The sequence below is a fragment of the Ramlibacter sp. genome, from assembly GCF_035655895.1.
GTDB lineage: Bacteria > Pseudomonadota > Gammaproteobacteria > Burkholderiales > Burkholderiaceae_C > Ramlibacter.
This window is the reverse complement of record NZ_DASRTN010000013.1, coordinates 248554-273159: the sequence shown is the minus strand read 5'-3', so window position 1 is coordinate 273159 and position 24606 is coordinate 248554. Positions and strand designations below refer to the sequence as shown.

The 24606-nt window shown below is 70.5% G+C and carries 29 protein-coding genes; 11 read left to right on the top strand and 18 right to left on the bottom strand.

All coding sequences use genetic code 11. The features are described 5' to 3' along the window. Window positions 1-19: 19 nt before the first annotated feature. Entirely contained in the window at window positions 20-1201 is a 1182-nt protein-coding gene (gene senA, locus VFE82_RS15660) for a selenoneine synthase SenA (protein ID WP_325001247.1), read from the bottom strand. On the opposite strand from senA, the gene senB reads away from it, so the two are divergent. Continuing rightward, window positions 1189-2181, top strand: a complete 993-nt coding sequence (gene senB / locus VFE82_RS15655; protein ID WP_325001246.1) for a selenoneine biosynthesis selenosugar synthase SenB — start codon at window positions 1189-1191, stop codon at window positions 2179-2181. The genes senA and senB overlap by 13 nt on opposite strands. Next, the gene (gene selD / locus VFE82_RS15650; protein ID WP_325001245.1) at window positions 2178-3257 is read left to right on the top strand and encodes a selenide, water dikinase SelD; all 1080 of its coding nucleotides are present in this window, start codon (window positions 2178-2180) and stop codon (window positions 3255-3257) included. Before senB ends, selD begins: the two co-directional genes overlap by 4 nt. On the opposite strand, the gene cutA is transcribed toward selD, so the two are convergent. Next, window positions 3244-3633, bottom strand: a complete 390-nt coding sequence (cutA, locus tag VFE82_RS15645; RefSeq protein ID WP_325001244.1) for a divalent-cation tolerance protein CutA — start codon at window positions 3631-3633, stop codon at window positions 3244-3246. The genes selD and cutA overlap by 14 nt on opposite strands. Here cutA and VFE82_RS15640 point away from each other — a divergent pair. The 4 genes from VFE82_RS15640 (at window position 3632) to VFE82_RS15625 (ending at window position 8129) form a co-directional block, all read left to right on the top strand. Further along, complete coding sequence (locus VFE82_RS15640; RefSeq protein ID WP_325001243.1) at window positions 3632-4093, top strand: DUF962 domain-containing protein; 462 nt, start codon at window positions 3632-3634, stop codon at window positions 4091-4093. The two genes, cutA and VFE82_RS15640, sit on opposite strands and share 2 nt — an antisense overlap. A gap of 174 nt (window positions 4094-4267) precedes the next feature. Continuing rightward, window positions 4268-5197, top strand: coding sequence for an RNA polymerase sigma factor RpoH (gene rpoH / locus VFE82_RS15635; protein ID WP_325001242.1), 930 nt, complete (start codon window positions 4268-4270; stop codon window positions 5195-5197). Window positions 5198-5296: 99 nt separating this feature from the next. Then, window positions 5297-7021: a sensor domain-containing diguanylate cyclase gene (locus VFE82_RS15630; RefSeq protein WP_325001241.1), complete on the top strand. Its 1725-nt coding sequence runs from the start codon at window positions 5297-5299 to the stop codon at window positions 7019-7021. A gap of 109 nt (window positions 7022-7130) precedes the next feature. Then, a complete protein-coding gene (locus tag VFE82_RS15625) occupies window positions 7131-8129 on the top strand; it encodes a tripartite tricarboxylate transporter substrate binding protein (protein ID WP_325001502.1) in 999 nt (332 codons plus the stop codon). Between the two features lie 15 nt (window positions 8130-8144). Here VFE82_RS15625 and VFE82_RS15620 read toward each other — a convergent pair whose 3' ends face one another. The 6 genes from VFE82_RS15620 to VFE82_RS15595 are packed head-to-tail and all read right to left on the bottom strand — an operon-like array spanning window position 8145 to window position 12980. Further along, the gene (locus tag VFE82_RS15620) at window positions 8145-8963 is read right to left on the bottom strand and encodes a DNA alkylation repair protein (protein ID WP_325001240.1); all 819 of its coding nucleotides are present in this window, start codon (window positions 8961-8963) and stop codon (window positions 8145-8147) included. Between the two features lies 1 nt (window position 8964). Next, entirely contained in the window at window positions 8965-9564 is a 600-nt protein-coding gene (locus VFE82_RS15615; RefSeq protein WP_325001239.1) for an SCO family protein, read from the bottom strand. Window positions 9565-9573: 9 nt separating this feature from the next. Further along, complete coding sequence (gene cyoE, locus VFE82_RS15610) at window positions 9574-10443, bottom strand: heme o synthase (protein WP_325001238.1); 870 nt, start codon at window positions 10441-10443, stop codon at window positions 9574-9576. Beyond that, window positions 10440-11597, bottom strand: a complete 1158-nt coding sequence (locus VFE82_RS15605; protein ID WP_325001237.1) for a COX15/CtaA family protein — start codon at window positions 11595-11597, stop codon at window positions 10440-10442. The genes cyoE and VFE82_RS15605 overlap by 4 nt, the downstream gene beginning before the upstream one ends. Further along, entirely contained in the window at window positions 11594-12310 is a 717-nt protein-coding gene (locus VFE82_RS15600) for a hypothetical protein (protein WP_325001236.1), read from the bottom strand. Before VFE82_RS15600 ends, VFE82_RS15605 begins: the two co-directional genes overlap by 4 nt. After that, window positions 12258-12980, bottom strand: a complete 723-nt coding sequence (locus VFE82_RS15595; RefSeq protein WP_325001235.1) for an SURF1 family protein — start codon at window positions 12978-12980, stop codon at window positions 12258-12260. The genes VFE82_RS15600 and VFE82_RS15595 overlap by 53 nt, the downstream gene beginning before the upstream one ends. A 24-nt stretch (window positions 12981-13004) precedes the next feature. On the opposite strand from VFE82_RS15595, the gene VFE82_RS15590 reads away from it, so the two are divergent. Then, window positions 13005-13226: a twin transmembrane helix small protein gene (locus VFE82_RS15590; protein ID WP_325001234.1), complete on the top strand. Its 222-nt coding sequence runs from the start codon at window positions 13005-13007 to the stop codon at window positions 13224-13226. A 117-nt stretch (window positions 13227-13343) separates the two neighbouring features. Here the strand turns inward: VFE82_RS15590 and VFE82_RS15585 are convergent, their stop codons facing one another. The 8 genes from VFE82_RS15585 to VFE82_RS15550 all read right to left on the bottom strand — a co-directional run bounded on the left by VFE82_RS15585 (window position 13344) and on the right by VFE82_RS15550 (window position 19559). After that, complete coding sequence (locus tag VFE82_RS15585) at window positions 13344-14225, bottom strand: cytochrome c oxidase subunit 3 (protein WP_325001233.1); 882 nt, start codon at window positions 14223-14225, stop codon at window positions 13344-13346. A gap of 36 nt (window positions 14226-14261) precedes the next feature. Continuing rightward, window positions 14262-14438 (bottom strand): DUF2970 domain-containing protein, encoded by a 177-nt coding sequence (locus tag VFE82_RS15580; RefSeq protein WP_325001232.1) that lies wholly within the window; start codon window positions 14436-14438, stop codon window positions 14262-14264. Next, a complete protein-coding gene (locus VFE82_RS15575; RefSeq protein WP_325001231.1) occupies window positions 14435-15043 on the bottom strand; it encodes a cytochrome c oxidase assembly protein in 609 nt (202 codons plus the stop codon). Before VFE82_RS15575 ends, VFE82_RS15580 begins: the two co-directional genes overlap by 4 nt. 4 nt (window positions 15044-15047) lie before the next feature. Further along, window positions 15048-15161, bottom strand: a complete 114-nt coding sequence (locus VFE82_RS15570) for a cytochrome oxidase small assembly protein (RefSeq protein ID WP_325001230.1) — start codon at window positions 15159-15161, stop codon at window positions 15048-15050. Window positions 15162-15186: 25 nt separating this feature from the next. Beyond that, complete coding sequence (gene ctaD, locus VFE82_RS15565) at window positions 15187-16884, bottom strand: cytochrome c oxidase subunit I (protein ID WP_325001229.1); 1698 nt, start codon at window positions 16882-16884, stop codon at window positions 15187-15189. 27 nt (window positions 16885-16911) lie between these two features. Continuing rightward, window positions 16912-18066 (bottom strand): cytochrome c oxidase subunit II, encoded by a 1155-nt coding sequence (coxB, locus tag VFE82_RS15560; RefSeq protein ID WP_325001228.1) that lies wholly within the window; start codon window positions 18064-18066, stop codon window positions 16912-16914. Window positions 18067-18108: 42 nt separating this feature from the next. Next, on the bottom strand, window positions 18109-18594 hold the full coding sequence (locus VFE82_RS15555) for a DUF2244 domain-containing protein (protein WP_325001227.1): 486 nt from the start codon (window positions 18592-18594) through the stop codon (window positions 18109-18111). 68 nt (window positions 18595-18662) lie between these two features. Then, window positions 18663-19559, bottom strand: coding sequence for a biotin synthase (locus VFE82_RS15550; RefSeq protein WP_325001226.1), 897 nt, complete (start codon window positions 19557-19559; stop codon window positions 18663-18665). 19 nt (window positions 19560-19578) lie between these two features. On the opposite strand from VFE82_RS15550, the gene VFE82_RS15545 reads away from it, so the two are divergent. Both VFE82_RS15545 and VFE82_RS15540 read left to right on the top strand, forming a co-directional pair. Then, complete coding sequence (locus VFE82_RS15545) at window positions 19579-20280, top strand: ComF family protein (protein ID WP_325001225.1); 702 nt, start codon at window positions 19579-19581, stop codon at window positions 20278-20280. Window positions 20281-20285: 5 nt separating this feature from the next. Next, window positions 20286-20747, top strand: coding sequence for a tRNA (cytidine(34)-2'-O)-methyltransferase (locus tag VFE82_RS15540; protein WP_325001224.1), 462 nt, complete (start codon window positions 20286-20288; stop codon window positions 20745-20747). Between the two features lie 174 nt (window positions 20748-20921). Here VFE82_RS15540 and VFE82_RS15535 read toward each other — a convergent pair whose 3' ends face one another. Together VFE82_RS15535 and VFE82_RS15530 are read right to left on the bottom strand one after the other, a co-directional pair. Beyond that, window positions 20922-21377, bottom strand: coding sequence for a MaoC family dehydratase (locus VFE82_RS15535; RefSeq protein WP_325001223.1), 456 nt, complete (start codon window positions 21375-21377; stop codon window positions 20922-20924). Window positions 21378-21406: 29 nt separating this feature from the next. After that, window positions 21407-22024, bottom strand: coding sequence for a ParA family protein (locus VFE82_RS15530; protein WP_325001222.1), 618 nt, complete (start codon window positions 22022-22024; stop codon window positions 21407-21409). Window positions 22025-22087: 63 nt separating this feature from the next. Between VFE82_RS15530 and VFE82_RS15525 the strand changes: the two genes are divergently transcribed. Continuing rightward, window positions 22088-22738: an NAD(P)H-dependent oxidoreductase gene (locus VFE82_RS15525; RefSeq protein WP_325001221.1), complete on the top strand. Its 651-nt coding sequence runs from the start codon at window positions 22088-22090 to the stop codon at window positions 22736-22738. After that, window positions 22738-24594: a glutathione-regulated potassium-efflux system protein KefC gene (kefC, locus tag VFE82_RS15520; protein ID WP_325001220.1), complete on the top strand. Its 1857-nt coding sequence runs from the start codon at window positions 22738-22740 to the stop codon at window positions 24592-24594. Before VFE82_RS15525 ends, kefC begins: the two co-directional genes overlap by 1 nt. The last annotated feature ends 12 nt before the right edge of the window (window positions 24595-24606 follow it).

Sequence of the window (24606 nt, the reverse complement as noted above, 5' to 3'; positions counted from 1 at the left end):
GTCGGTTGGCAGCCGGCGATTAGACCCCAACGTGGCGGGACGTCGCAGCGCAGCTGCGAAAGCCCGAGAAGATGTCGCTGCGGCCCGGTTCGAAGAAGTTGCGGTAGCTCGGGTGGGCCAGAAGGTCGGAGGTGGCCGCGCAGGCGCCGCGCAGCACGCGCCGGCTGCCGAACCAGGGCAGCGAGTAGTCGCGATAGGGGTGCGGCCGGAAGCCCGGATACGGTTCGAAGCGCGAGGAGGTCCATTCCCACACCTGGCCCCAGCCGAACCCGGTGGCCGTGCGGGCGCCGCACTCCCATTCGGCTTCGGTGGGCAGCCGCCGGCCGGCCCAGCGGCACCAGGCCTCGGCCTCGTGGGCGCTCAGGTGGACCGCCGGTCCGTGGCCGCGCGGGAAACGCGGCGACGCGTGCCGCTCCTTGCGGGACCACTGCCAGCCCTCCTGCGTCCACCAGCGCGGGTCCTGGTAGCCGCCATCGTCGACGAACGCCGCGAAGCGGGACCAGCTGACCGGTTGCGCGTCGATCTCGAAGGCCGGCAGCTCCACCTCGTGCCCGCCCAGTTCGTTGTCGAAGGCGAAGCCGCCGTCCTGCGCGCCGAGGCGCAGCCGCGTGGCCGGGACCTGCAGCAGCTGCGGGGGCGCCAACGGGGCCTGCGCCACAGGGATCGTGAAGCCCAGCGTGCGCGCCATGTAGCAGGCCGCTTCCGCGTGCATCGCCTCGTGCAGGCAGGCCAGCCGGAAGAAGTACAGCAGGTCGGCGCCGGCATCGGGCGGCAGGGCGTCCAGCCGCCGCAGCGTGGCCTGCAGCGTGTCGGCCAGCCAGCCGCGCAGGTCGTCGAGCGGAGGCAGCGGCAGGCTCCAGCGGCTGTGGTGGCCGATCCGGCCGGAATCGAACCAGTCGTCGGCCGCCGCCAGGCTGGAGGGCGGGCGGGCGGCATCGGGGTCGGCCGCCGCTCCGAGGTCGCGCTGCGGATTGCGGGCGACCCACCACTCCTGGAACCACGCGAGGTGACCCAGCTCCCAGCGGGGCGGGTTCAGCCCCGGATCGAGCGGCACGGCCAGCCCGGGGCCGAGCGCCTCGCGGTACACGTCGGCGATGGCCAGCGTGCGGGCCCGCACGGCCAGCAGCCCCGCGCGCACGTCGTCGCGGCCGCCGCAGCGCAGCCGGGTCGCGGCGCTATAAACCAGGGGTGCATCGCTCATCGCTGGTCATCGTAAGCCCCGCGCTCAAGGCGGCCAACAACGGCAACTGGCAGACGGCACGGCGGTGGCGCGAGCTGCTCGGCGCCACGCATCGCGTGCGCATCACCGACCGCTGGCCCGACGCGGCCCTGCCGACCGACGACGTGATGCTGGCACTGCACGCGGCGCGCTCCGCCGACGCCATCGCGGCCTGGGCCGGCCGGCATGGCAGCGCCGGGCTCGGCGTGGTGCTGACCGGCACCGACCTGTACGGTGGACTGGACCGGGACCCTGCCGTCCTCCACTCCCTCGAGCGCGCGTCCCGGCTGGTGGTGCTGCAGGACCAGGCGCTTGCCGCCCTGCCCGCGCTGCTGCGGAACAAGGCCCGCACCATCTACCAGTCGACGCCGGCGCGGCAGCCGCTGCCCAAGACGGCGCACCAGCTTCGCATCGCCGTGGTGGGCCACTTGCGCGAGGTGAAGAGCCCCCAGACGGTGTTCGCGCTGGCCCGGCAGCTGGGGGCTCGCCCGGACGTGCGCATCGACCATGCCGGCGGGGCCGACGCCGGATGGGCGGCGCAGGCCCGCCAGGCCGAGGCGGACAGTGCGTGCTACCGCTGGCTCGGGCCGCTGTCGCATGGCGCGGCGCGGCGGCTGATCCAGCGCGCCCACCTGCTGCTGCATCCGAGTGCGGCCGAAGGCGGCGCGCATGTGGTGATGGAGGCGGTGCGCAGCGGCACGCCGGTGCTGGCCTCGCGCATCCCGGGGAATGTGGGCATGCTGGGCCCGGACTACGAGGGCTACTTCGCGCAGGCCGACGCCGCCGGCCTCGCCGAGCTGGTGCTGCGCTGCCGCCGGGAGCAGCAGCCCGGACAAGACCCGGACACCGGCCTGCTGGCGCGGCTGCGCGCACAATGCGGGCGCCGCGCGGGGCTGTTCGACCCGGACACCGAGCGCGCGGCGCTGCTGCAACTGGTGCAGGAACTGCAGGACACCCGATGACCCCCCCCTTGCCTCCTTCCGCGGCCGCCACGGCCGAGCCCCGCCTCACCTCGCTGTCGCATGGCGGCGGCTGCGGCTGCAAGATCGCGCCCGGCGTGCTGGCCGACATCCTGAAGGACACCGCACGGATGCCGATGCCGCCCGAGCTGCTGGTGGGCATCGAAACCGCCGACGACGCCGCGGTGTACCGGCTGAACGACGAGCAGGCGCTGATCGCCACGACCGACTTCTTCATGCCGATCGTCGACGACCCCTACGACTTCGGCCGGATAGCCGCCACCAACGCCATCTCGGATGTGTACGCGATGGGCGGGCGGCCGATCATGGCGCTGGCGCTGGTCGGCATGCCGATCAACGTGCTGTCGACCGCCACCATCGGCCGCATCCTGGCCGGCGGCGAGTCGGTCTGCCGCGAGGCGCGCATCCCGATCGCGGGCGGGCACACCATCGACTCGGTGGAGCCTATCTACGGCCTGGTCGCGCTCGGTCTGGTGCATCCCGACCGCGTCAAGCGCAATGCCGACGCGCAGGTCGGCGACCTGCTGGTGCTCGGCAAGCCGCTCGGCGTCGGCGTGCTGTCGGCGGCGCTCAAGAAGGGGCAGCTCGACGCCGACGGCTACGCCCGCATGATCGCGTCCACCACGCGGCTGAACACGCCTGGGCCGGAACTCGCCGCGCTGGCGGGGGTGCATGCACTGACCGACGTGACCGGGTTCGGGCTCGCAGGCCACGCCCTGGAGCTCGCCCGCGGCGCGGGACTGGCCGTCGAGCTGGAGTGGGCGGGCGTGCCGCTGCTGTCGGGCGTGGCCGAACTGGCTGCCGCCGGCCACGTGACCGGCGCCTCCGGCCGCAACTGGGCCGGCTACGGGGCCGATGTGGCCCTGCCCACCGGTTTTCCCGAGACGGCCCGGGCACTGCTGACCGATCCGCAGACCAGCGGCGGGCTGCTGGTGTCGTGCACCCCGCAGTCGCTCGACCGGGTGCTGGCCGTCTTCCGGCAGCATGGATTCGATGGCGCCGCCGTCGTCGGCCAGGTGGTCGCCAGTGACGACGGGCCACGGCTCAAGGTGCGCTAGCGCCGACTTCGGCGCGCACCCAGGCCGCGTACTCCGGCGAGGCGTCCAGCCGTTGCCAGACGAGCTGCGGCAGGCGGTAGGGATGCTCGGCACCCAGGAATGTCCGCAAGGGGTCCAGCCGCTCGGGAAGCGTTTTCACGGTGAGCCGCCACTCGGCCTCGGCACAGGCCGAGCCTTCCCACCGGTAGTGCGACTCCAACCGGTCCAGTTGCACGCAGGCAGCGAGGCGCCGCTCGAGCAGCGCACGGGCCAGCCGGCGGGCGTCGTCTTCCGTGCCCACGGTCGTGGTCAAGGCCAGGATGTCGGTGTCGTGCCATGGCATCGCGAGTGCCCCCAAAATCGGGCATTCTTCCAAAACGACGACAGGAGACACCATGCAAGCGACCACCGAAGGCCCTGCCCATGCCACGCCGCGCCGCGTCGACGAGTTGCTGGCGCACTACGCGCTGAGCCACCAGGATCCACGCAACGAGGCCATCCACTGCGTCGCGATCCCGCTCATCATGCTCAGCCTCGTCGGGCTGCTGTTCGCGCTGCACCCCTGGATCGCCTATGCCTTCGTGGCCGCCAGCCTGGTCTATTACGCGCGCCTGTCGGCCGTGTTCCTGGTCGTGATGGCCGGGCTGTCGGCCCTCGCGCTGGTGCTGGTCCATGCGATGGGCGACCGGGTCCTGCCGTGGTCGGCCGGCATCTTCGTGCTGGCCTGGATCGCGCAGTTCGTCGGCCACAAGCTGGAGGGCCGCAAGCCTTCGTTCTTCGAGGACCTGCAGTACCTGTGGGTGGGTCCCCTGTTCGTGCTCAGCCTGGGCCTGCGCAAGCTGCACGTCCGCTGGTGACGCCGGCCCGCTACAAATGGTTGCGATCTCGGCGCCGGCTGGGCCGAACGTCGCGGGCGCCGCTGGCTCCATCGGGTAAACCCTGGTTTTGGCCCCGGGGCCATTGAACTTCGGGTTTAGCACTCGATCGAACCGAGTGCTAATATGAAATCCCAATTGAAAGGAACCCCCGGTATGACCGCTTCGATCGCAGCCTCTGGCGCGCTGGCCGTCGCCAGCCCGTGGGCCGTCGTTCCGTCGCTGGGCAATCTCGATGCCTACATCTCGGCCGTGAACCGCCTGCCGATGCTCACGGCCGAGGAAGAGAAGGATTACGCCCGCAAGTTCAGGGAGCACGACGACCTGGACGCCGCCGGGAAGCTGGTGCTGTCGCACCTGCGCCTGGTGGTGTCGGTGTCGCGCAAGTACCTGGGCTACGGCCTGCCGCACGGCGACCTGATCCAGGAAGGCAACATCGGCCTGATGAAGGCCGTCAAGCGCTTCGACCCCGACCAGGGCGTGCGGCTGGTGAGCTACGCGCTGCACTGGATCAAGGCCGAGATCCACGAGTACATCCTGAAGAACTGGCGGATGGTCAAGGTCGCAACCACCAAGGCCCAGCGCAAGCTGTTCTTCAACCTGCGCTCGATGAAGCAGGGCTTCAAGGACGAGGAAGACGCCCAGACCCACCGGGAGACCCTCACCGATGCCCAGATCGACGTGATGGCGCGTGAACTGAACGTCAAGCGCGAGGAAGTGGTCGAGATGGAGACCCGGATGTCGGGCGGCGACGTGCTGCTCGACCCGAGCCCCGGCGACGACGGCGAGGAGGCGTTCGGCCCGATCGCCTACCTGGCGGACGCGAGCCACGAGCCGACGGCGGTGCTGGAATCCCAGCAGCGCGACGTCATGGCCACGGACGGCATCGCCGCCGCGCTGGAGGGCCTGGATCCGCGCAGCCGCCGCATCGTCGAGGAGCGCTGGCTGAAGGTCAACGACGACGGCTCGGGCGGGCTGACCCTGCACGAGCTGGCGGCCGAGTACGGCGTGTCGGCCGAGCGCATCCGCCAGATCGAGTCGGCGGCCATGAAGAAGATGCGCAAGGCGCTGGCCGCTTACGCCTGAACCACACCGACGTGACATCGAGCCCGGCCATGGCCGGGCTTTTTTCGTTCCCGCCTTCGTCAGGATGAGCTGGCCGCCAAAACTGTCAGAATCGCGGCCGTGGCGGCTCAGCTTTTCCTCCGGCTCCTTCTCGCGTTGTCGTGGCTGCTCGCGGCAAGCCTCGCGGCAGCCCAGTCCCCTTCTCCTGAACCGCCGGTCCTGCAGCTCTCGCCCGAAGCCGGCAACATCTCGCTGGAGGGCCAGTCCCAGTACTGGATCGAGCCGGGAAAGTCACGCACCATCGACGAGATCGCCGCCGCCGGCAATGCGCTCCCCTGGGTGACCCTGGCGCCCGGCCAGCAGCACCGGCTGGGCAAACGGGCCCTGTGGATCCGCTTCCGCGCCGAGTCGCGCGACGCCGAACGCTGGTACCTGGCCGTGGGCTCGTCCGGCATCGACCGGGCGCAGTTCTACTTCCAGGGCGCCGACGGCCAGTGGGTGGTGGAAGAAGCCGGTGACACCCGGCCGGTGTCCGAATGGCCGCTGCCCGGACGCGTGCCGACCTTCGACCTGTCGCCCGGCCAGGGCCCGGCGACGACCTACTGGCTGCGCATCGAACATGATCGCGTCGATTACGCGGCGCCGCTCACGCTGTTCAGCCAGAGCCGCATGTTCGGCGAGCGCGAGAGCGAGCAGTTCATGCTGGGGGCCTATTTCGGGCTGGCCTCGCTGCTGGCCGTGGTGGCCATGTTCAACGCCGTCGGGTACCGCGACCGCAACTTCATCGCCTACGCCGTCTACCTCATCACGTTCACCATGGGCCAGGCCGCCTACCTGGGCCTCGGGGCACAGTACATCTGGGAGGACTGGCTGGCCTGGAACGCGCAATCGACCTTCCTGCTGCCCGCGCTCTCGGCGCCCGCCGCGCTCTGGTTCGTGCAGGTCGTCACCGAGCCGGCGCGCTTCTCGCGCGCACTCAACCAGCTGGTCCTGGCGCTGATCGTGATGCTGCTGCTGGCCGCCGTGCTCGACACGGTCATGTCGTCACGCCTGACCATCGTGTTCCGGCTGGCGCTGACCAGCACCGCGCTGCTGCTGGTGGGCGTGCTGATCGGGCTGGTCTGGCTCAAGGGCGACGATCCCGACATCCGCATCATCGCGCTGGGCTTCGTGCCGGTGCTGGTGATGGCCATGTTCCCGATCGCGCGGGGCTTCGCGCTGCTCCCCAACAGCATCCTGACCCGCTACGGCCTGGCGATCGGCGCCGCGATGGAGATGCCGATCCTGTTCTACGCGCTCAGCCTGCGCGGCAACCGCCGCCGCTTCGCTCAGCTGCGCGCGTCCGCGCTGCCCTACACCGACGCGCTGACGGGACTGGCCAACCGGCGCAACCTGCTGCAGCGACTGGACGCCGCGCTGCACCGCGCCCGCAACCAGAAGCATCCCTGCGCCCTGCTGGTGGCCAAGGTCGCCAACTACGACGCCATCGCCGCCGAATACGGCCGGGACATGCTCGATCGGGCGCTGGTGGTCACCGCCTCGCACCTGCGGCGGGCGGCCAGCGACATCGACCTGGCAGCGCGCGTGAGCGAGCGCGAGTTCGCGCTGCTGATCGAAGGGCCGACCACGCCCGACGTGGTGTCCTCGCGCGCCCAGCAGGTCGTGGCGAGCGGGCTGCGCAGCTCGCGTGCGCTGGCGCCCGAGCTGACGCTGCGCCTGGTGGTGGTCATTGCCCTGCTGCCCGACGAGCGTCCCGACGCCTCGTCCACGCTGGACTGGGTACTGGAGGCGCTGGGCGCCATCCGCCCGGATTCGCGCAAGCAGATCCGCGCGCTCAACATCTGAGGCACGGCAGGCCGCCAGGCCAGGGCGGCTGCCCGAAGAGCATCGACTCGAGGGCGGGTTAGGATTTGGCCCCGCTCCCTGGGAGCACCACCAGCCGATGACGATGACGATGGATCCCCGCATTTCCCGACGCGCCACTCTCGGATGGGCGCTTGCCGGCGCCTGCGCGCCCGCCCTGGCCCAGACCGCCAAGCCTGTCGCGGCACCCGCGTGGCCGAGCCGGCCGGTCCGGATCCTGGTGGGCTTTCCCGGCGGCTCGACGCCCGACCTCGTGGCGCGCACCATCGCCGAGCCGCTGTCCCGCGCACTCGGGCAGCCGGTCGTGGTCGACAACCGCCCGGGCGCCGGCGGCAACATCGCAGCCGATGCCGTGGCCAAGGCGACCGACGACCACACCATCGGCGTGATGATCAACGGCAACCTGACCATCGCGAAACTGCTCAATCCCGCCACGCCCTTCGATCCGTCGCGCGACCTGGCGCCGATCAGCCTGGTCGCCACCGCGCCGCTGCTGCTGACCGCCCCGGCCAGCGCCCCGGGGCACAGCGCCCAGGAGTTCTTCCTGGCCGCGCGCAATGCCGGCAACAAGTGGAGCTATGGAACGCCCGGCGTCGGGACCGTGGGCCACATCGGCATGGAATTGCTCAAGACCAAGACGAACATCGACCCGGTCCACGTGCCCTACCCCGGCAACCCGCAGGTGATCAACGCCATGATCGGCGGTCAGGTCCAGCTGGCCCTGCTGCCGCCGGGCCTGGCCTCGCCGCAGATCCGCGCCGGCAAGCTCAAGGCGATCGGCGTCACCTCGACGGCCCGCAGCCCCCTGGTGCCCGAGTTCCCGAGCCTGGACGAAGGCGGCGTGACGCGCGGCTTCCAGCTGGAGATCTGGTGCGCCGCGGCGGCCCCCGCGCGCATGCCCAAGCCCCTGGTGGCGCGTCTGTCGACGCTGGTCGCGGAAATCGCGCGGACACCCGAAGTGCGGCAGAAGCTGTTCCAGCAGGGCTGGCAGGTCGCGGGCACCTCGAGTGAAGGCCTGGCCAACCGCATGCGCGGCGAGACGGCGTTGCTCGGTGGGGTGATCCAGATGCGGGGCATCAAGGCCGAGTGACCCGGCCCGGGGCCCTTAGTCGGCCACGTCGCGCAGCGACCGCAACGCACGGCGCGTGAGGGCCGCCGTCTCGCGGGTGGCCGACTCGTGGCACCAGCGCGCGCACAGACCACGCACCCAGCCCGGCTGCGAACGGGCCGCGTCGTTGAGCCAGTTGGCCACCGAGTTGCGCACGTAGAGGCTGGGGTCCGACTTCAGCGGCTCCAGCAGCGCGAGCGCGCGCCACGGCTGCGCCTGGAGCGCCTCGATGGGCGCGCACCACACGCCCCGCGGCCGGGTGAGTTCGCAGGCGAAGCGGCGCAGGTTGGGGTCGGGATCCAGCACCCAGGGACGCAGCAGGCGCACCGTGCGATCGATGTCCGCTCCGGCGTCTGCGCGCACTGCCATCCACGCCATCTCGCGGACGCCGAAGTGCGGATCGGCGGCGAAGCGCCGCACCGCCGCGAGCCGCTCGGCGAACCCGAGATCGGGAAACGCCACCCACTGCGCCGCCCAGGACCGTGCGACGTCGCTCGGATGCACCGCAAGCGCGTGTGCGATGCGGTCACGGTCCGGCCGGGGCGCCGTCATGTCGTAGAAGGCGCGGGCGACGTGCAGGTGTCGCTTGAGCGGCTTGAAGGCGCCCAGCATGGCCAGCGTGTCCTCCAGACGCTCGGCACGGGGATCGAGCCCGATCGACGCGGCGACGCGGCGTGCCAGCCGCGGCACGTCGAGCGCGAGAAACTCGTTGAGGTTGACGGTGGGGACCAGACCGTCGTTCAGCGCCTCCAGCACCTCGGGCGGGATCAGCGCGATGCGTGCCGCGCCGCGCCGCTGCAGCAGGTGCTGCACCACGTCAGGCGCTGGTCTGGAGCAGCAGCCGCAGGTCGCCGGCCAGCGCCTGGGCGCCGCTGCCGTAGCGGGTATACAGCCGCAGACGGCCCTGCGGGTCGTAGACGAAGCTGGCCGCCGAGTGGTCCATGGTGTAGCTGCCCGGCGTCTTGCCTTCGACCTTCTTGAAGTAGACCTTGAAGTCCTTGGCCAGGGCGGCCGTCTGCTCCGGGGTGCCGCGCAGCGCCACGAAATCGGTGCCGAAGTTGCCCATGTAGGCCTTGAGCAGTTCGGGCGTGTCGCGCTCCGGATCGACGGTGATGAAGACCCCCTGCACCCGGGCACCGTCGGCGCCCAGCAGCGTCTTGGCTTGTGCGATCTCCGCCAGGGTCGTGGGGCACACGTCGGGGCACTGGGTGTAGCCGAAGAACACGACCACCGCCTTCCCGCGGAAGTCCTTCAGGCTGCGCGGGCGGCCATCGGCGTCGGGCAGCTGGAAGTCCTTCGCGTAATCCGCGCCGGTGAGGTCGACCGCCGAGAACTGCGGCTTGCGCTCACCGCAGGCGACCAGCACCGGCGGCAGCGCTGCGGCGGCAAGGAGATGGAGGACAGCGCGACGTTCCATGGGGGTACCTCAGAGCAGGTAGTGGTCCAGCAGCAGCGCGGCGAACAGCACGCTCAGGTGGATCAGGGAGAAGCGGAAGGTCTGGCGGGCGAGCGCGTCGGAGTAGTGGCGCCAGAGGCGGAAACCGTACCAGGTGAAGCCGGCGCCCAGCACCAGCGCCGCCACCAGGTACAGCCACGAGCTCATGCCGTAGGCGAAGGGCAGCAGGCAGGCAGCGAACAGCACCACCGTGTACAGCAGGATCTGCAGGCGGGTGAACTCGTTGCCGTGGGTGACCGGCAGCATCGGCAGGCCCGACTTGCGGTAGTCCTCGACGCGGTACAGCGCCAGCGCCCAGAAGTGCGGTGGCGTCCACAGGAAGATGATCAGGAACAGGATCAGCGCCTCGGGGCTCACGTCGCCGCGCATCGCAGCCCAGCCGAGCACCGGCGGCATCGCCCCGGACGCGCCGCCGATGACGATGTTCTGCGGCGTGCGCGGCTTGAGCACGACGGTGTAGATGACGGCGTAGCCGACGAAGGTGGCGAAGGTCAGCCACATGGTCAGCGGATTGACCGTCAGGTACAGCACCGCCGACCCCAGTGCGCACAGCACGGCGGAGAACAGCAGCGTCTGCGTGTCGGAGAGCTCGCCCTTGGCGGTGGGCCGCCAGGAGGTGCGCTTCATCTTGGCGTCGATGCCTTTCTCGATCAGGCAGTTGAACGCCGCCGCCGCACCCGCGACCAGCCAGATCCCGAGCGCCGCGAAGGCGGCGACGCGGATGTCGTCGGCCGAAGGCAGGCCGGGCACCGCCAGCACCATGCCGATGACGGCGCAGAAGACGATCAGCTGCACCACCCGCGGCTTGGTGAGCGCGTAGAACTGGGTCAGCCGGTTCATGGCCGGGCCTCCTGGTGCCCGCCGAGCGGCGGACGGGGGCGGCCAGCGGGCAGCGCCGACGCCACCCGGCTCTCGCACAAGGCCCAGGTGAGCACGACCACCAGCGCCGCGGCCCCGCCGGTGTGGGCGAGCGCGGCCACCAGCGGCCAGCCGAGCACGACGTTCGACAGGCCGCTGGCAAGCTGCCAGGCGGCCAGCAGCCCCAGCCCGCGGGCCTGCGCCGGCAGCGCATGACGCAGGCGCCAGGCCGCCACGACCAGCAGCAGCAGCACGGCGTACGCCGCCAGCCGGTGCGCGTAGTGGATGGCGGTCAGCGCGGCGAACGAGACGTGCTCGCCGGTGCCGGTCAGGCCGAGCGGCCGCCACAGCTCGAAGCCCTGGCGGAAGTCCATCGCGGGCCACCAGCTGCCCTGGCAGGCCGGGAACTGCTGGCACGCGAGCACGGCGTAGTTCGTGCTCACCCAGCCGCCCAGGGCGACCTGCACCCAGACCGCCGCGAAGGCCAGCACGAGCAGGCCGTAGCGACCGGTCGACAGCGGCAAGCGCGGGGTGCCGGTGTGTGCCTGCCGGTAGGCCACGGCCTGGCGGCACAGCAGGGCCAGCAGCACCAGTCCGCCCAGCAGGTGCAGCGTGACGATGGCCGGGAACAGCTTCATGGTCACCGTCAGCGCGCCGAAGGCGCCCTGCAGGCAGACCCACACCAGCGTCGCCGTCGGCCACCATGGACTGACCGGCAGCGCCTGCCGCCGGCGCAGCAGCCAGGTACCGGCCGCCAGCGTGATGATCAGGACGCCGACCCCAGTGGCGAGGTAGCGGTGGACCATCTCGATCCAGGCCTTGGTGTGCGTGACCGGTCCGGTGGGCATCTGCGCCTGGGCGGCGCTGATCTCGGCATGCGCGCCGGCGGGGCTGGCGCTCGCATAGCAACCGGGCCAGTCGGGGCAACCCAGCCCCGAGTCGGTCAGGCGGGTGAAGGCGCCGAACAGCACCAGGTCGAAGGTGAGGAACAGGGTGAGCAGCGTCAGCTGCGACAGGCGCTGCGCGGGGGCCGCACGACGGTTGCGCAGCCACAGCCAGGCCATCGGCCCGAGCGCGACGACCACGCCCATGAGCATCATCCGCGCGACCGGCGAGAAGTCCACCAGCGCGGTCATCGCTCGCGCCCCGGCTGGTCCCAGCCTGCCGACGCCCGCATCAGGCGCTCCAGGTCGCGCTTGGCCTTGGCCGCGCCCTGGCGGTCGAGGCCGGCCGGAAATCGCAGCATCCAGTGGCCCATCGGATCGACCACGTACAGGTGGTCGCCGAGCGCGCGGCCGCTCGACGGCTGCAGCCAGGTCGCCAGCTGCTCGCGGGAGACGCGCAGCACCGTGGCCTGCGCCAGCGCCGGACGCAGCGCCTCGCGCACGGGCGCGGCGTCGTCGACCAGCCAGACCCAGTCCATCCGGTCCTTGTCCTTGCCCAGGCTTTCGCGCAGCTGGCGCTGCAGGTACAGGTGGTTCTCGCACTGTTCGGCGCAGGCGCCGCCGGCCACGCTCACCAGCAGCCACTGGCCCTTGAGCGACGCCAGCGGCAGCGGCTGCCCGTCCAGCGTCCGCGCCGCCAGGGCCGGCATGGCCTGCTGCGGCTCGATCAGCTCGCCGAAGTTGCGACGGCCCTCCGGACGCACCACGTAGTAGGTGAAGTACGAGGCGATGACTGGCGCCGCGCAGATCAGCATGACCACGAGCATCTTGAAGCGCCCGCGCGACGTGCGCTGCGCCTCCTCGACCTCGCGGGGACCGGGCAACGCGTGGACGGTCAGGTCCAGCGGCTGGTCATTCCGCTCGGGCTTGCCGGCGGCGGGGTTGGATGAACTGGAACCAGACATAGAGGAAGGCGATGAGGCCGCTGAGGGCCCACCACTGGAAGGCGTAGCCGTAGTTCTTTTCGGGGCCGCTGCCGACACCCTCGGGCCAGTTGCGCAGCAGGCCCTGCGAGGGCGCGCCGGTTTCCTGCACGGAGACCGGCAGCAGCGCCAGCCCGGTCTCGGCCGAGAACGCGGCCAGGTCGAGATTCTGCCGGATGGGGCCGCCCGCGGCCGAGCCGAGCTGGTATAGCTTGGCCGGCGGCGGGGCGATGCGCCCGACGACCTCGAGGTCGCCCGGCGGCGTGTCGACGGCCGGCAGGCGTTCGCGCCGTTCGAAGTCGCGCGGCGCCCACCCCCGCTGCACCAGCACCACGCGATCGCTGCCCGACAGCCGCAACGGCGTGACGACATAGAAGCCGACCCGCCCGTCCATCTGCCGGTTGTCGAGGAAGACGGTGCGATCGGCCACCCAGGTGCCGCGCAGCCGCACCGGCCGGTACACCTGGGCCGGCGCGTCCGCTGCGAGCAGGGCCTGCTGCGGCAGGACCGGGCCCGCGCGCCGCTGCGCGATGGCGTCGGCGAGCGCCTCCTTCTGGTGGGCGCGGCCGAGCTGCCAGGCACCCAGCGACAGGGTCGCCGCAATCCCGAGCGCGGCAGCGACGGCGAAGACCCACGGGCGCGGGCCTGTCATGCGGCGCCTCGTATCATGGGCCGCATGAAGCTTCTCGTGCTCCTGGCCTTCCTGGCCATCCTCGGCAGCCTCGCGTCGGCCCTGTTCTTCATGATGCGCGGCGGCTCCGAGGCAAAGCCACGCGCCGGCAGCATGGCGCGCGCGCTCGCGTTCCGCGTCGGCTTCTCCGTGGTGCTGTTCCTGTGCCTGCTGCTGGCCTGGAAGCTGGGCTACATCCATCCCACCGGCATCCAGTCGGGCCAGTGAGGCGCGCGGTTCGGCCGCGCGGGGCCGTGCCGCCCCGCGGCGCCCCGAGCGGGGCATCGCCACGCGACAAGGGCCGCTTGCGCGGCCCTTGAGCGGATTGGGGTGCGCGGCCGGTGGTCAGAACCAGTACACCAGGACGTAGAGGCCGAGCCAGACCACGTCGACGAAGTGCCAGTACCAGGCGGCGCCTTCGAAGCCGAAGTGGCGCTGCGGCGTGAAGTGCCCCTTCATCAGGCGCAGCGTGATGAACAGCAGCATCAGCATGCCGACGATCACGTGGAAGCCGTGGAAGCCGGTCAGCATGAAGAAGGTGGAGCCGTACGCGCCCGACGTGAGCTTCAGGTTCAGGTCGCTGTACGCATGCATGTACTCGTAGGCCTGCACGCAGACGAAGGTGGCGCCCAGCAGCACGGTGATCCACATCCACAGGATGGTGCGGGCACGGTTGCCGGCCACCAGGGCATGGTGGGCGATCGTCAGCGTGACGCCGGACGTCAGCAGCAGGGCCGTGTTGATGGTCGGCAGCGGCCACGGGCCCATGGTCTGGAACGGCTCGATGATGCCGGCCGGGGAGGCGGTGGCGCCCGGCGAGACGCTCGGCCACACAGCCTTGAAGTCAGGCCACAGCAGGGCATTGTCGAGGCCGCCCAGTGCGGGCACCGAGTGCGAACGCAGCCACCACAGGGCGGTGAAGAACGCACCGAAGAACATCACCTCCGAGAAGATGAACCAGCTCATGCTCCAGCGGAAGCTCAGGTCGATCTTGCGGCTGTACTGGCCGCCCTCGCTCTCGCTGATGGCGTCGCCGAACCACTGGAACAGCACCCAGAACAGCCACAGCATGCCGAACAGGAGCGACCACTTGCCCCAGTCGACGCCGTTGATCCACTGGCCGGCCCCCAGGATGACCCAGAACAGGCCGAAGGCGGCGAAGGCCGGATGCCGCGAGGCATGCGGCACGTAGTAGTAGGGCGTGGTGCCGCTCGGGGTGGAACTCATCTCTCTCGACTCCTGCTTTCGATTCTGTATTGGGTTCTAGACGATCCAGTTGACCAGGGCGATCAGCGCGCCGACCAGCAACGCCACGCCCACCAGCCCGACGGCGATCACGTGCAGCGGATTGAGCCGCTGCATGTCGTCCTGCAGGCCGCTGCTCTTGCGGATGCCCAGGAACGACCAGGCCACGGCCTTGGCAGTGCGCAGCACGCTCATGACCGCGCCTCCGACGACGGCACCGGCGCGGGACCCGCGGCCCGGTGGCCTGCCGGCGCCTGCGGCGTCTTGGCCCCCACCTCGAAGAAGGTGTAGGACAGCGTGATGGTGGTGACGTCCTTGGACAGCTTCGGATCGATCACGAACGCGACCGGCCACTGCTTCTTCTCGCCCGGCTCCAGGGTGTACTGGTTGAAGCAGAAGCACTCGAGCTTGTTGAAGTGGGCGGCCGCCTGGCGGGGCGCGTAGCTCGGAATGGCCTGCGCCGACATCCGGCGGTCCTGCACGTTCTGGAACTCGTACATGACCGTGGCGAGCTCGCCGGGATGCACCTGCAAGGTCCGCTGCGCGGGCTTGAACTGCCACGGGCCGCGGGCATTCGCGTCGAACTCGACCGTGATGGTGCGCGACCGGTCGACCTGGCTGTTGGCGGGGGCGCGTGAGCCGCCCGGCACCTGCCGTTCGCCGACGGCGAGCACGTTGATGCCCAGCGCCTCGCAGATGTGCTTGTAGATCGGCACCAGCGCGTAGCCGAACGCGAACATGCCCGCCGCGACCACGCACAGCTTGCCGACCATCTTGAGGTTCTCGGCGCGCAGGGCCACGGCGTCAACCCTTGAGCAGGACCATCTTGGCCAGGAAGCCGATGAAGAACACGAGCGCGATCGACGCCAGGATCAGGCCCAGGCGGCGATTGGCTTTCTTCTGGTCTTCGCTGGCCATGGCGTCGGCGGCTCGTGCGCGTCGGTCAGTGCGGAACGGCGCCCGGGCCCGCGTTGCGGTTCACCCCGGACGGCACCGCGTCGAGGACGCGCGTGGCGCTCGCGTCGAGCCGGGGCGGCACTTCGTAGGTGTGGAAGGGCGCCGGCGACGGCACTTCCCACTCCAGGCCTTCGGCACCCTTGCCGTCGGCGTCGTTCCAGGGACGCTGGGGCGCCGGCTGGCCCTGGCCGCGCATGGTGGGCAGCACGACGAAGAAGAAGAAGTAGACCTGTGCGAAGCCGAACGCGAACGCCCCGACCGAGGCCAGCGCGTTGAAGTCGGCGAACTGCATCGCGTAGTCGGCGTAGCGGCGGGGCATGCCGGCCAGGCCGAGGAAGTGCATCGGGAAGAACGTGACGTTGAACGCGATCAGCGACCACCAGAAGTGGATCTTGCCGCGCGTCTCGTCGTACATGACACCGGTCCACTTGGGCGACCAGTAGTAGTAGCCGGCGAACAGCGCGAACAGCGAGCCGGCCACCAGCACGTAGTGGAAGTGGGCCACCACGTAGTAGGTGTCCTGCAGCACCAGGTCGATCGGCGCCATGGCCAGGATCAGCCCGGTGAAACCGCCGATGGTGAACACGAAGATGAAGCCGACCGCGAACAGCATCGGGGTCTCGAAGGTCATCGAGCCCTGCCACATGGTGGCGATCCAGTTGAAGATCTTCACGGCCGTCGGCACCGCGATCAGCATGGTCGCGTACATGAAGAACAGCTGCCCCGTCACCGGCATGCCGGTGGTGAACATGTGGTGCGCCCAGACGATGAACGACAGGATCGCGATCGAGCTGGTGGCGTACACCATCGAGGCGTAGCCGAACAGGCGCTTGCGGGCGAATGCGGGCACGACCTGGCTGATGATGCCGAACGCCGGCAGGATCATGATGTAGACCTCGGGGTGGCCGAAGAACCAGAAGATGTGCTGGTACATCACCGGGTCGCCGCCGCCGGCGGGGTTGAAGAACGTCGTGCCGAGGTGGCGGTCGGTCAGCGTCATCGTGATCGCGCCGGCCAGCACCGGCATCACGGCGATCAGCAGGTAGGCGGTGATCAGCCAGGTCCAGGCGAACATCGGCATCTTCATCAGCGTCATGCCCGGGGCGCGCATGTTGAGGATGGTCACGATGATGTTGATCGAGCCCATGATCGAGCTGGCGCCCATGATGTGCATCGCGAAGATGCCGGCGTCCATCGACGGGCCCATCTGCAGCGTCAGCGGCGCGTACAGCGTCCAGCCCGCGGCGGGCGCACCGCCCGGCATGAAGAACGAGCCCACCAGCATGAGGCCGGCCGGGATCAGCAGCCAGAAGCTGAAGTTGTTCATCCGCGCAAACGCCATGTCGCTGGCGCCGATCTGCAGCGGGATCATCCAGTTCGCGAAGCCGACGAAGGCCGGCATGATGGCGCCGAACACCATGATCAGGCCGTGCATGGTGGTCAGCTGGTTGAACAGCTCCGGATTGAGCAGTTGCAGGCCGGGCTGGAACAGCTCGGCGCGGATGCCCAGAGCCAGCACGCCGCCCACCATCAGCATGGTGAACGAGAACAGCAGGTACAGCGTGCCGATGTCCTTGTGGTTCGTCGCGTAGACCCAGCGGCGCCAGCCGGTCGGGGCGTGGCCATGGTCGTCGTGGGCGTGGTCACCCGCCGCGTGGCCGTGGGGATCGAGAACTGCGCTCATGGAATACCTCGTTGAATCCGGTTCGGCTTACTTGCCGCGCTGCGCCAGCACTTCGGACGGCTGGACCACCTGCCCGGTCTTGTTCGACCAGTTGTTCTTGGTGTAGCTGATCACCGCCGCGATGTCGGTGTCGGACAGCTGCTTCCAGGCCGGCATGGCACCCTTGCCGTTGAGCAGGATCTGGATCTGCTTGGACTTGTCGGCGTCCAGCACGATCGTGGAGCCGTCGAGCGCCTTGATCGGGCCCGCGCCCTTGCCGTTGGGCTGGTGGCAGGCGGCGCAGTTGGCCGCGTAGATCTTCTCGCCGCGCGCGGTGATGTCGGCCAGCTGCCAGACCTTGTTCGGATCGTCCTGGCGGGCGGCCATCTTCTTCTGCTGCTCGCCGACCCAGGCGGTGTACTCCTGCGGCGTCACCACCTTCACGTGCACCGGCATGTAGGCGTGCTCCTTGCCGCACAGCTCGTAGCAGTTGCCGTAGAAGTCGCCCGTCTTCTCGCTGCGGAACCAGGTGTCGCGCACGAAGCCGGGGATGGCATCCTGCTTGACGCCGAACGCCGGCACGCCCCAGGCGTGGATCACGTCGTTGGCGGTCGTGATGATGCGCACCTTCTTGTTGACCGGCACGACCAGGGGGTTGTCGACCTTGAACAGGTAGTCGGTCGGCACCTGGCCCTTGGCGCCGTCGTTGGACAGCTCGCGGTGGGTGCCGTCGAGCGTGGACAGGAACGACAGGCCGGCGCCTTCGCCGTTGAGGTAGTCGTAGCCCCACTTCCACTGGTAGCCGGTGGCCTTGATGGTCAGGTCGGCGTTGCTGGTGTCCTTGGCGGCGACCAGCACCTTGGTGGCGGGCAGCGCCATCAGGATGACGATGATGAAGGGCACCAGCGTCCAGATGACCTCGACGGTCACCGACTCGTGGAAGTTCGCCGGCTTGTGGCCGACCGACTTGCGGTGCTTCCAGATCGAATAGAACATCACCGAGAACACGGCGATGAAGATCACGATGCAGGTGATCAGCATGAACCAGTGCAGCCAGCTCTGCTCGACCGCGATCCGCGTGGCCGCGCCGTGCAGATTGAGCTGGCGCACCCCCGGCCCGCCGGGCAGGTCTTGGGCTTGCGCGGCACCGGCGGCCAGGGCCGCCAGCGGCAGCAGTCGGGCCAGGATCGAAAGGCTCTTCATCGTTTCTCGTTCCGTTGACTCAATCACAAAGAATCCGGCGCCCTAGCGAGCCGCCGCTCCCCACTCGCGCAGCGCGCTCCTGATCTCCTGCGCCAGCAGCGGCCGCAACTCCGGCCGCACGAAGCGCCCCACGCTGACCGACTGGCCACGACCCGACACCTCGATCAGCGACCGGCCGTCGGCACGCGGCTCGACACGGACCCAGTGCGGATCGAACTCGGTGCGCTGCAGGTGGCCGGCACTCTCCAGTTCGACCACCAGCCGGCGCCCCTGCAGCGAGATGCGCTCGCGGTCGGCGGCGTGGCGCGCGTAGACCAGGAAAGCCAGCCCGACGGCACCGAGCTCGAGCCAGGCGAAGGGCAGGATCAGGGTCGCACCGTGGAGCCAGAAGAACGCGGCGATCGACAGCGACACGACGCACAACGAGGCATAGAACCAGCCCAGTTGGGCCGGCGTGACCGAGCAGTTGCGTTGAAGGAACCAGACGATGTTCTGGCCCTGGACAGTCGCGAAACGAAAAACCGGCATCGACGGTGACGCTCACAAAACAACCGGGCATTGTAGCGGTGTTGACATGCGTCAAGACCGATGGCCGACTATTTGCCTGCGCGCCGCCCCGCCTGCAGAAGGCTGCGCATGTCGTCGACCGTGAGTGCTGTCTCGCCGGCGACGCGCGCGCGGGGCGCGGGCCGCAGGGCGTGGCCGTAGACGATCTCGAACGTGAGGGCCAGCCGGCCGTCGCTGCCGCGCAGCCGGCCCGCCAGCTCCTCGTCCAGCCGGGCGCGCCAGCGTCGCCCGCGCAGCGCGGCGAACCGTCCGGGATGCACGTTGGCGCCCAGCTCGCGCAACTCGGCCAGCAGCCGGGCCGGGGATTCCCAGGTGAGCGTGATCCGCTCCATGTCCATCACCGGCTCGGCGAAGCCCCCCGCCACGAGCATGTCGCCCCAGTCGTGCATGTCCGTGAACAGCGGGCCGGCCGGCCCCCAGCCCAGGGCTGCGTACAGGGCGTGCAGTTCGCGCAGCGTGTCGGGGCCGAAGCAGGAGAACATCAGGAAACCGTCGGTCGCCAGCGCCCGGTGCCAGCGCGCCATCAGTGCCTGCGGATCGGGTGCCAGGTGCAGCGCCATGTTCGCCCAGAGCATCTGCACCGCGCCATCGGGCACGCTGGCCGAGAACTCGCGGCGCGGGCCGCCGAACCGCTGCCACCATGCGCGGCCCAGGGCGGCGCGTGCAGCGTCCAGGCGGCCGGGCATGGTTTCCACCAGCAGGCTGCGCGCCTGCGGGTAGCGCCGCTCGAGCAGCGCCTGCGCGTCCATCCCGCCGCGCACGGGATCCCAGTGGGCCCAGGCCTGCGGCGCGAGCCGGATCCACTCCAGGCGCTCGGCCATGCGGCGCGCGACCTCCTCGTGGAGCCACGGCGACCGCGCGGGGGCGATCCGGCTCCACCGTTCGGTGGCGATGGGGTCGAGGGTCGGGGGGCGCTCGCTGGGCACAGGACAGTATATTGAGCCGATGTTCACCCAGCTCGTCCGGCGCTGCTCGCAAGCCACCCCCGCCCTGTGCGAGGTGTGCCACGCCTGGCCGGCCGGGCCCGTGTGCGGCACCTGCATCGCCGGCTTCGGGGCGCCGCGGCACCGCTGCCTGCGCTGCGCCATCGGCTTGCCCGAGGGGGTGCCGGTCTGCGGCACGTGCCTGCGGTCGCCGCCACCGCTGGACGCCTGCCATGCGGCGGTCAGCTACGGCTACCCCTGGGCCGGCCTGATCGGGCGCTACAAGTTCTCCGGCGAAGCGGGCTGGGCCGAGACGTTCGCCGCCCTGGCAGCGCGCGCGCCCGCGGTGGCTTCGCTGTGCGCGGCCGCGCACCGGGTGGTGCCGATGCCGCTGTCGCGCGAGCGGCTGGCGCAACGCGGCTTCAACCAGGCCCACGAACTCGCGCGCCGGCTGGCGCCGGCCAAGGCGGATCCGCATCTGGCGGTGCGGCTGCGCGACACGCCGCCGCAGTCGGCACTCGACCTCGCCGCCCGCCGCGCGAACGTGCGCAACGCCTTCGCGCTGGAGCCCGCCCGCGCCGCCGACGTGCGCGGCCGCGCGGTGCTGCTGGTCGACGACGTCATGACCACCGGCGCCTCGCTGTTCGCACTGGCCGGCGTGTTCCGCGCCGCTGGCGCATCGGCTGTGGCGGCGGTGGTGCTGGCTCGCACCGAGGAGCCCTGAGCCCGATGTTCCGCATCGTCCTGGTCGAACCCGAGATCCCGCCCAACACCGGCAACGTGATCCGCCTGGCCGCCAACACCGGGTGTGCGCTGCACCTGATCGAGCCCCTCGGCTTCTCGATGGACGACCGGCTGCTGCGGCGCGCCGGACTCGACTACCACGAGTATGCGCAGGTGGTGCGGCATGCCGGATGGGAGGCGTTCCTCCAGGCCGAGCGGCCCGACCGGGCGCGGCTCTTTGCCATGACCACGCACGCCAGCCGGCCGGTGCACGAGGTCGCCTTCGCGCCGGGCGACTGGCTGGTGTTCGGCGCCGAGACCCGCGGCCTGGCTCCCGAGCTGCGCGAGAGCTTCCCGCCGGCACAGCGCCTGCGGCTGCCGATGCGGCCCGGCCAGCGCAGCCTCAATTTGTCGAACGCGGTGGCCGTGACGGTGTTCGAGGCGTGGCGCCAGAACGGCTTTGCCTGAGCGCCAGCCGCTCACCGAAGCAACGTGTGGTTGCCAGCGGCAGCGCTTGAATGTGCTTGGGCGACCGGCAACTGTTGGGGGCAGATCTGTCCCAGGGCGGGCCTGTGCACACTCCCTTCGGCCCGCGCCTGCCCGGTGCGGGCCTTTTTCGTTCGCCGGCTGCCGCCGTCCGGCTCAGGGATAGCGGCGGGTCAGCGACTCGGCCACACAGGCCGGCTTGCCGGCGCCTTCACGCTCGACCGTGACCTGCCAGGTCATCTGCACGCCCTGGTTGTCGACGGCCTCGCAGGCCAGCAGCACCATGCGCGCCCGCAGGCGGCTGCCCACGGGCACCGGCGAGGTGAACCGCACCTTGTTGAGTCCGTAGTTCACCCCCATGCGGGTGCCATGGATCGCCAGCGCCGACTCGAAGAACTTCGGCAGCAGCGACAGCGTGAGGAACCCATGGGCGATCGGGCTGCCGAACGGCCCGGCCTTGGCCTTCTCGACATCGACGTGGATCCACTGGTGGTCCCCGGTCGCGTCGGCGAACAGGTTGACCTGCTCCTGGGTGATGGTGATCCAGTCGCTGACGGCGACTTCCTGCCCGACCAGGGCTGGCAATTCGGCGAGGGAGGCGATGGTTCTCATGCCGCCACTGTAGGCGCGCGACGCGCTGCTCAGCTGTCCAGCCAGCGACAAATGCCGGTCCACTGCGCCAGGTCGCGCTCGATGCGCCCCGGTGCCACGTCGAACAGCGTGAGCCCGCGCGCGGCGAGGTACACGTAGTTCTGCGTCGGCCGCAGCTCCCCCAGCACCGGCAGGCCCAGCGCCTTGACGAACGCATGCAGCTGCTCGGCCGCCAGCGTGCGCCCGTCCACCCGCGTGCCCACGATGCCCACCTGCAGCGCTGAGGCCTTGCGGTGCTCGGCCAGCTCGTCGAGGAAGGCGCGGGTGGCGAAGATGTCGAACACGCTGGGCGCCAGCGGGACCACGACCTTGTCAGCCGCCATCATCAGGTCGCGCAGCTGCTTGCCGTGCAGCCCGGCCGGGGTGTCCAGCACCACGTGCGTGGTCCCTTTGGGCGGCTTGGCCACGTGGGCATCCCCGACCTCCCAGCTCTGGATGGGGCGGGCGCCGGCCGGACGCAGCCCCAGCCAGAGCCGGCTGGACTGCTGGCGATCGGCGTCGCCCAGCATCACCGCATGGCCCTGCCCGGCGAAGTAGCCGGCGATGTTGGTGGCGACGGTCGACTTCCCGACGCCTCCCTTGGGATTGGCAACGACCACGACCGGCATGGAGCACCTCCTGAAAGGGACGGCCGCGCCGCGCGCGAACCGGTTTTGCGCTATGTTAGCCGCATGGATGAGCGACGAACCGCCGCCGGCCCGGGTGCCTACCTGCTGGCCGCACACCCGAACTGGCGCGAGTCACGCGTCAACCGACGGCTCCTCGCCGTCGCCCAGGCCACTGCCGGCGTGCAGGTGCAGGATCTCTACGGCAGCTACCCCGACTACGACATCGACGTGCAGGCCGAGCAGGCCCGGGCCGCGAAGGCCTCGCTGCTGGTGCTCCTGCACCCGATCCAGTGGTACTCGATGCCGGCCCTGATGAAGCTGTGGCTGGACGAGGTGCTGACGCACGGCTGGGCCTACGGCCACGGCGGCACCGCGCTGCACGGCAAGGACCTGTGGCTGGTGGCCAGCACCGGCGGCCCCGAGGCGTCCTACCACCCCCAGGGCTACAACCGCTACTTCTTCGACGCGTTCCTGCCGCCCTACGAGCAGGCCGCGGCGTTGTGCGGCATGCGATTCCTGCCGCCGATGCTGTTCCACGGCGCGCATCGTGCAGACGCGGCCGCCATCGACGACCATGCCGGCGTCTTCGCGCAGCGCCTGGCCAGCTATCCGCACTGGCCCGAGCTCGACGAACTGGACGCCTGCCCGGCCTGCGAAGTGCCAGAGACCGACAGGCCGGCCGAGCCGGCGCGCCGCGTGGAGCACGTGCGCTGATGGACCATGTGCCTCTCTGGCTGAGCAACAGCCTCATCTACCTCGGCGCCGCCGTCATCGCCGTGCCGGTCTCGCGGGCCCTGGGCCTGGGTTCCATCATCGGCTACCTGGCCGCCGGCATCGTCATCGGCCCCTGGGGCATCGGCCTGGTCAGCCATGTCGAGGACATCCTGCACTTCGCCGAATTCGGCGTCGTGCTGATGCTGTTCCTGGTCGGCCTGGAGCTGGAGCCGCGCCGGCTCTGGGACCTGCGCCGGCCGATCTTCGGCTGGGGCGGCGCGCAGGTGGGATGCTGCGCGCTGGCGCTGCTGGCCGGCGGCCTGGCCGTGGGGGCCGACTGGCGCGTGAGCCTGGTCGCGGCGCTCGGCCTGGCGCTGTCGTCCACCGCCATCGCGCTGCAGGTCATGGGCGAGCGCAATCTGCTGCGCACCAGCAGCGGCCAGTCGGCCTTCTCCATCCTGCTGTTCCAGGACGTCGCCGCCATCCCCATCCTGGCCCTGCTGCCACTGCTCGGATCGCAGCCGCGCGACGCTGCGCTGGACGGCGGCGGCGCGGCGCTGCAGGGGCTGAGGATCGTGGCGGTGGTGGCCACCATCATCCTGGGTGGCCGCCTGGCGCTGCGGCCGCTGCTGCGCTGGATCGCCCGCAGCCGCACGCCGGAGATCTTCACCGCCGCGGCGCTACTGCTGGTCGTGGCGATCGCCGCGCTGATGCAGATCGTCGGCCTGTCGATGGCGCTGGGGGCCTTCCTGGCCGGCGTGCTGCTGGCCGAGAGCGAGTACCGCCGCGAACTCGAGACCGACATCGAGCCGTTCAAGGGGCTGCTGCTCGGACTGTTCTTCATTGCGGTGGGCATGAGCATCGACTTCGGCGCCCTGCTCGCCCAGCCCTGGCGCATGGCCGGGCTGGTCGCCGGCTTCCTGCTGGTCAAGGTCGTGGTCCTGTGGCTGCTCGCCCGCGCGATGGGCATCGAGCGGCAGGACCGGCCGGTGTTCACGCTGCTGCTCGCGCAGGGCGGCGAGTTCGCGTTCGTGGTCTTCCAGGCCGCCGCCGGCGCCTCGGTGTTCTCCGGCGCCACCGCTTCGCTGCTGATCGGGGCCGTGGCGATCTCCATGCTGCTGTCGCCGCTGCTGCTGGTGGCGATCGACCGCTTCGTGCTGGCGCGCTTCACGCGGGCCCGCGGGCAGACGCCGGACGAGCTGAGCGAGCCGCAGGAGGCGCCGGTCATCATCGCGGGCTACGGCCGCTACGGCCAGATCATCGGCCGGCTGATGCTGGCGCAGGGCGTGCCGGCGACGGTGCTGGACCACGACGCGGACATGGTGGAAGCGGCGCGCTCGTTCGGCTACACGGTGTACTACGGCGATGCCACCCGGCTCGACCTGCTGCGCATGGCCGGCGCCGCAGGCGCGCGCATCCTGGTGGTCGCGGTGGACGACGTGCGCCAGTCGCTGGCCATCGTCGACCTGGCACGCGAGCACTTCCCGCACCTGAAGCTGGTGGTGCGTGCGCGCGACGTGACCCATTGGAACGAGCTGCGCGACCGCGGCGTGCTGAACGTCGAGCGCGAGCTGTTCGAGGCCAGCCTGCGCAGTGGCCGCGCCGTCCTGGAGCTGCTGGGCCAGTCGCCGCACGAGGCGCGGCGCCTGGCCATGCGCTTCCGCCGGCACAACGTCCAGCTGTTCGAGCAGATGTACCCGCACCACAAGGACCGCTCCAAGCTGATCGCCGTCGTCAAGCAGGGGCGCCGCCAGCTCGAGGAGCAGATGGCGCGCGAACGGGCGGAGGCGACGGCCCGGCGGGTCGCCGGGACCGACCGGCCGGGGGGCTGGGACCGGGGCGAAGGCGACGACTGACGGCGGGCCGTG

Excerpts from the sequence above, each read along its gene's own strand:
- senA (WP_325001247.1), bottom strand. The coding sequence starts at position 1,201 with ATGAGCGATGCACCCCTGGTTTATAGCGCCGCGACCCGGCTGCGCTGC.
- selD (WP_325001245.1), top strand. The coding sequence starts at position 2,178 with ATGACCCCCCCCTTGCCTCCTTCCGCGGCCGCCACGGCCGAGCCCCGC.
- VFE82_RS15640 (WP_325001243.1), top strand. The coding sequence starts at position 3,632 with ATGCAAGCGACCACCGAAGGCCCTGCCCATGCCACGCCGCGCCGCGTC.
- cutA (WP_325001244.1), bottom strand. The coding sequence starts at position 3,633 with ATGGTGTCTCCTGTCGTCGTTTTGGAAGAATGCCCGATTTTGGGGGCA.
- rpoH (WP_325001242.1), top strand. The coding sequence starts at position 4,268 with ATGACCGCTTCGATCGCAGCCTCTGGCGCGCTGGCCGTCGCCAGCCCG.
- VFE82_RS15625 (WP_325001502.1), top strand. The coding sequence starts at position 7,131 with ATGGATCCCCGCATTTCCCGACGCGCCACTCTCGGATGGGCGCTTGCC.
- VFE82_RS15615 (WP_325001239.1), bottom strand. The coding sequence starts at position 9,564 with ATGGAACGTCGCGCTGTCCTCCATCTCCTTGCCGCCGCAGCGCTGCCG.
- cyoE (WP_325001238.1), bottom strand. The coding sequence starts at position 10,443 with ATGAACCGGCTGACCCAGTTCTACGCGCTCACCAAGCCGCGGGTGGTG.
- VFE82_RS15605 (WP_325001237.1), bottom strand. The coding sequence starts at position 11,597 with ATGACCGCGCTGGTGGACTTCTCGCCGGTCGCGCGGATGATGCTCATG.
- VFE82_RS15600 (WP_325001236.1), bottom strand. The coding sequence starts at position 12,310 with ATGTCTGGTTCCAGTTCATCCAACCCCGCCGCCGGCAAGCCCGAGCGG.
- VFE82_RS15595 (WP_325001235.1), bottom strand. The coding sequence starts at position 12,980 with ATGACAGGCCCGCGCCCGTGGGTCTTCGCCGTCGCTGCCGCGCTCGGG.
- VFE82_RS15590 (WP_325001234.1), top strand. The coding sequence starts at position 13,005 with ATGAAGCTTCTCGTGCTCCTGGCCTTCCTGGCCATCCTCGGCAGCCTC.
- VFE82_RS15585 (WP_325001233.1), bottom strand. The coding sequence starts at position 14,225 with ATGAGTTCCACCCCGAGCGGCACCACGCCCTACTACTACGTGCCGCAT.
- VFE82_RS15580 (WP_325001232.1), bottom strand. The coding sequence starts at position 14,438 with ATGAGCGTGCTGCGCACTGCCAAGGCCGTGGCCTGGTCGTTCCTGGGC.
- VFE82_RS15570 (WP_325001230.1), bottom strand. The coding sequence starts at position 15,161 with ATGGCCAGCGAAGACCAGAAGAAAGCCAATCGCCGCCTGGGCCTGATC.
- ctaD (WP_325001229.1), bottom strand. The coding sequence starts at position 16,884 with ATGAGCGCAGTTCTCGATCCCCACGGCCACGCGGCGGGTGACCACGCC.
- coxB (WP_325001228.1), bottom strand. The coding sequence starts at position 18,066 with ATGAAGAGCCTTTCGATCCTGGCCCGACTGCTGCCGCTGGCGGCCCTG.
- VFE82_RS15555 (WP_325001227.1), bottom strand. The coding sequence starts at position 18,594 with ATGCCGGTTTTTCGTTTCGCGACTGTCCAGGGCCAGAACATCGTCTGG.
- VFE82_RS15545 (WP_325001225.1), top strand. The coding sequence starts at position 19,579 with ATGTTCACCCAGCTCGTCCGGCGCTGCTCGCAAGCCACCCCCGCCCTG.
- VFE82_RS15540 (WP_325001224.1), top strand. The coding sequence starts at position 20,286 with ATGTTCCGCATCGTCCTGGTCGAACCCGAGATCCCGCCCAACACCGGC.
- VFE82_RS15535 (WP_325001223.1), bottom strand. The coding sequence starts at position 21,377 with ATGAGAACCATCGCCTCCCTCGCCGAATTGCCAGCCCTGGTCGGGCAG.
- VFE82_RS15530 (WP_325001222.1), bottom strand. The coding sequence starts at position 22,024 with ATGCCGGTCGTGGTCGTTGCCAATCCCAAGGGAGGCGTCGGGAAGTCG.
- VFE82_RS15525 (WP_325001221.1), top strand. The coding sequence starts at position 22,088 with ATGGATGAGCGACGAACCGCCGCCGGCCCGGGTGCCTACCTGCTGGCC.
- kefC (WP_325001220.1), top strand. The coding sequence starts at position 22,738 with ATGGACCATGTGCCTCTCTGGCTGAGCAACAGCCTCATCTACCTCGGC.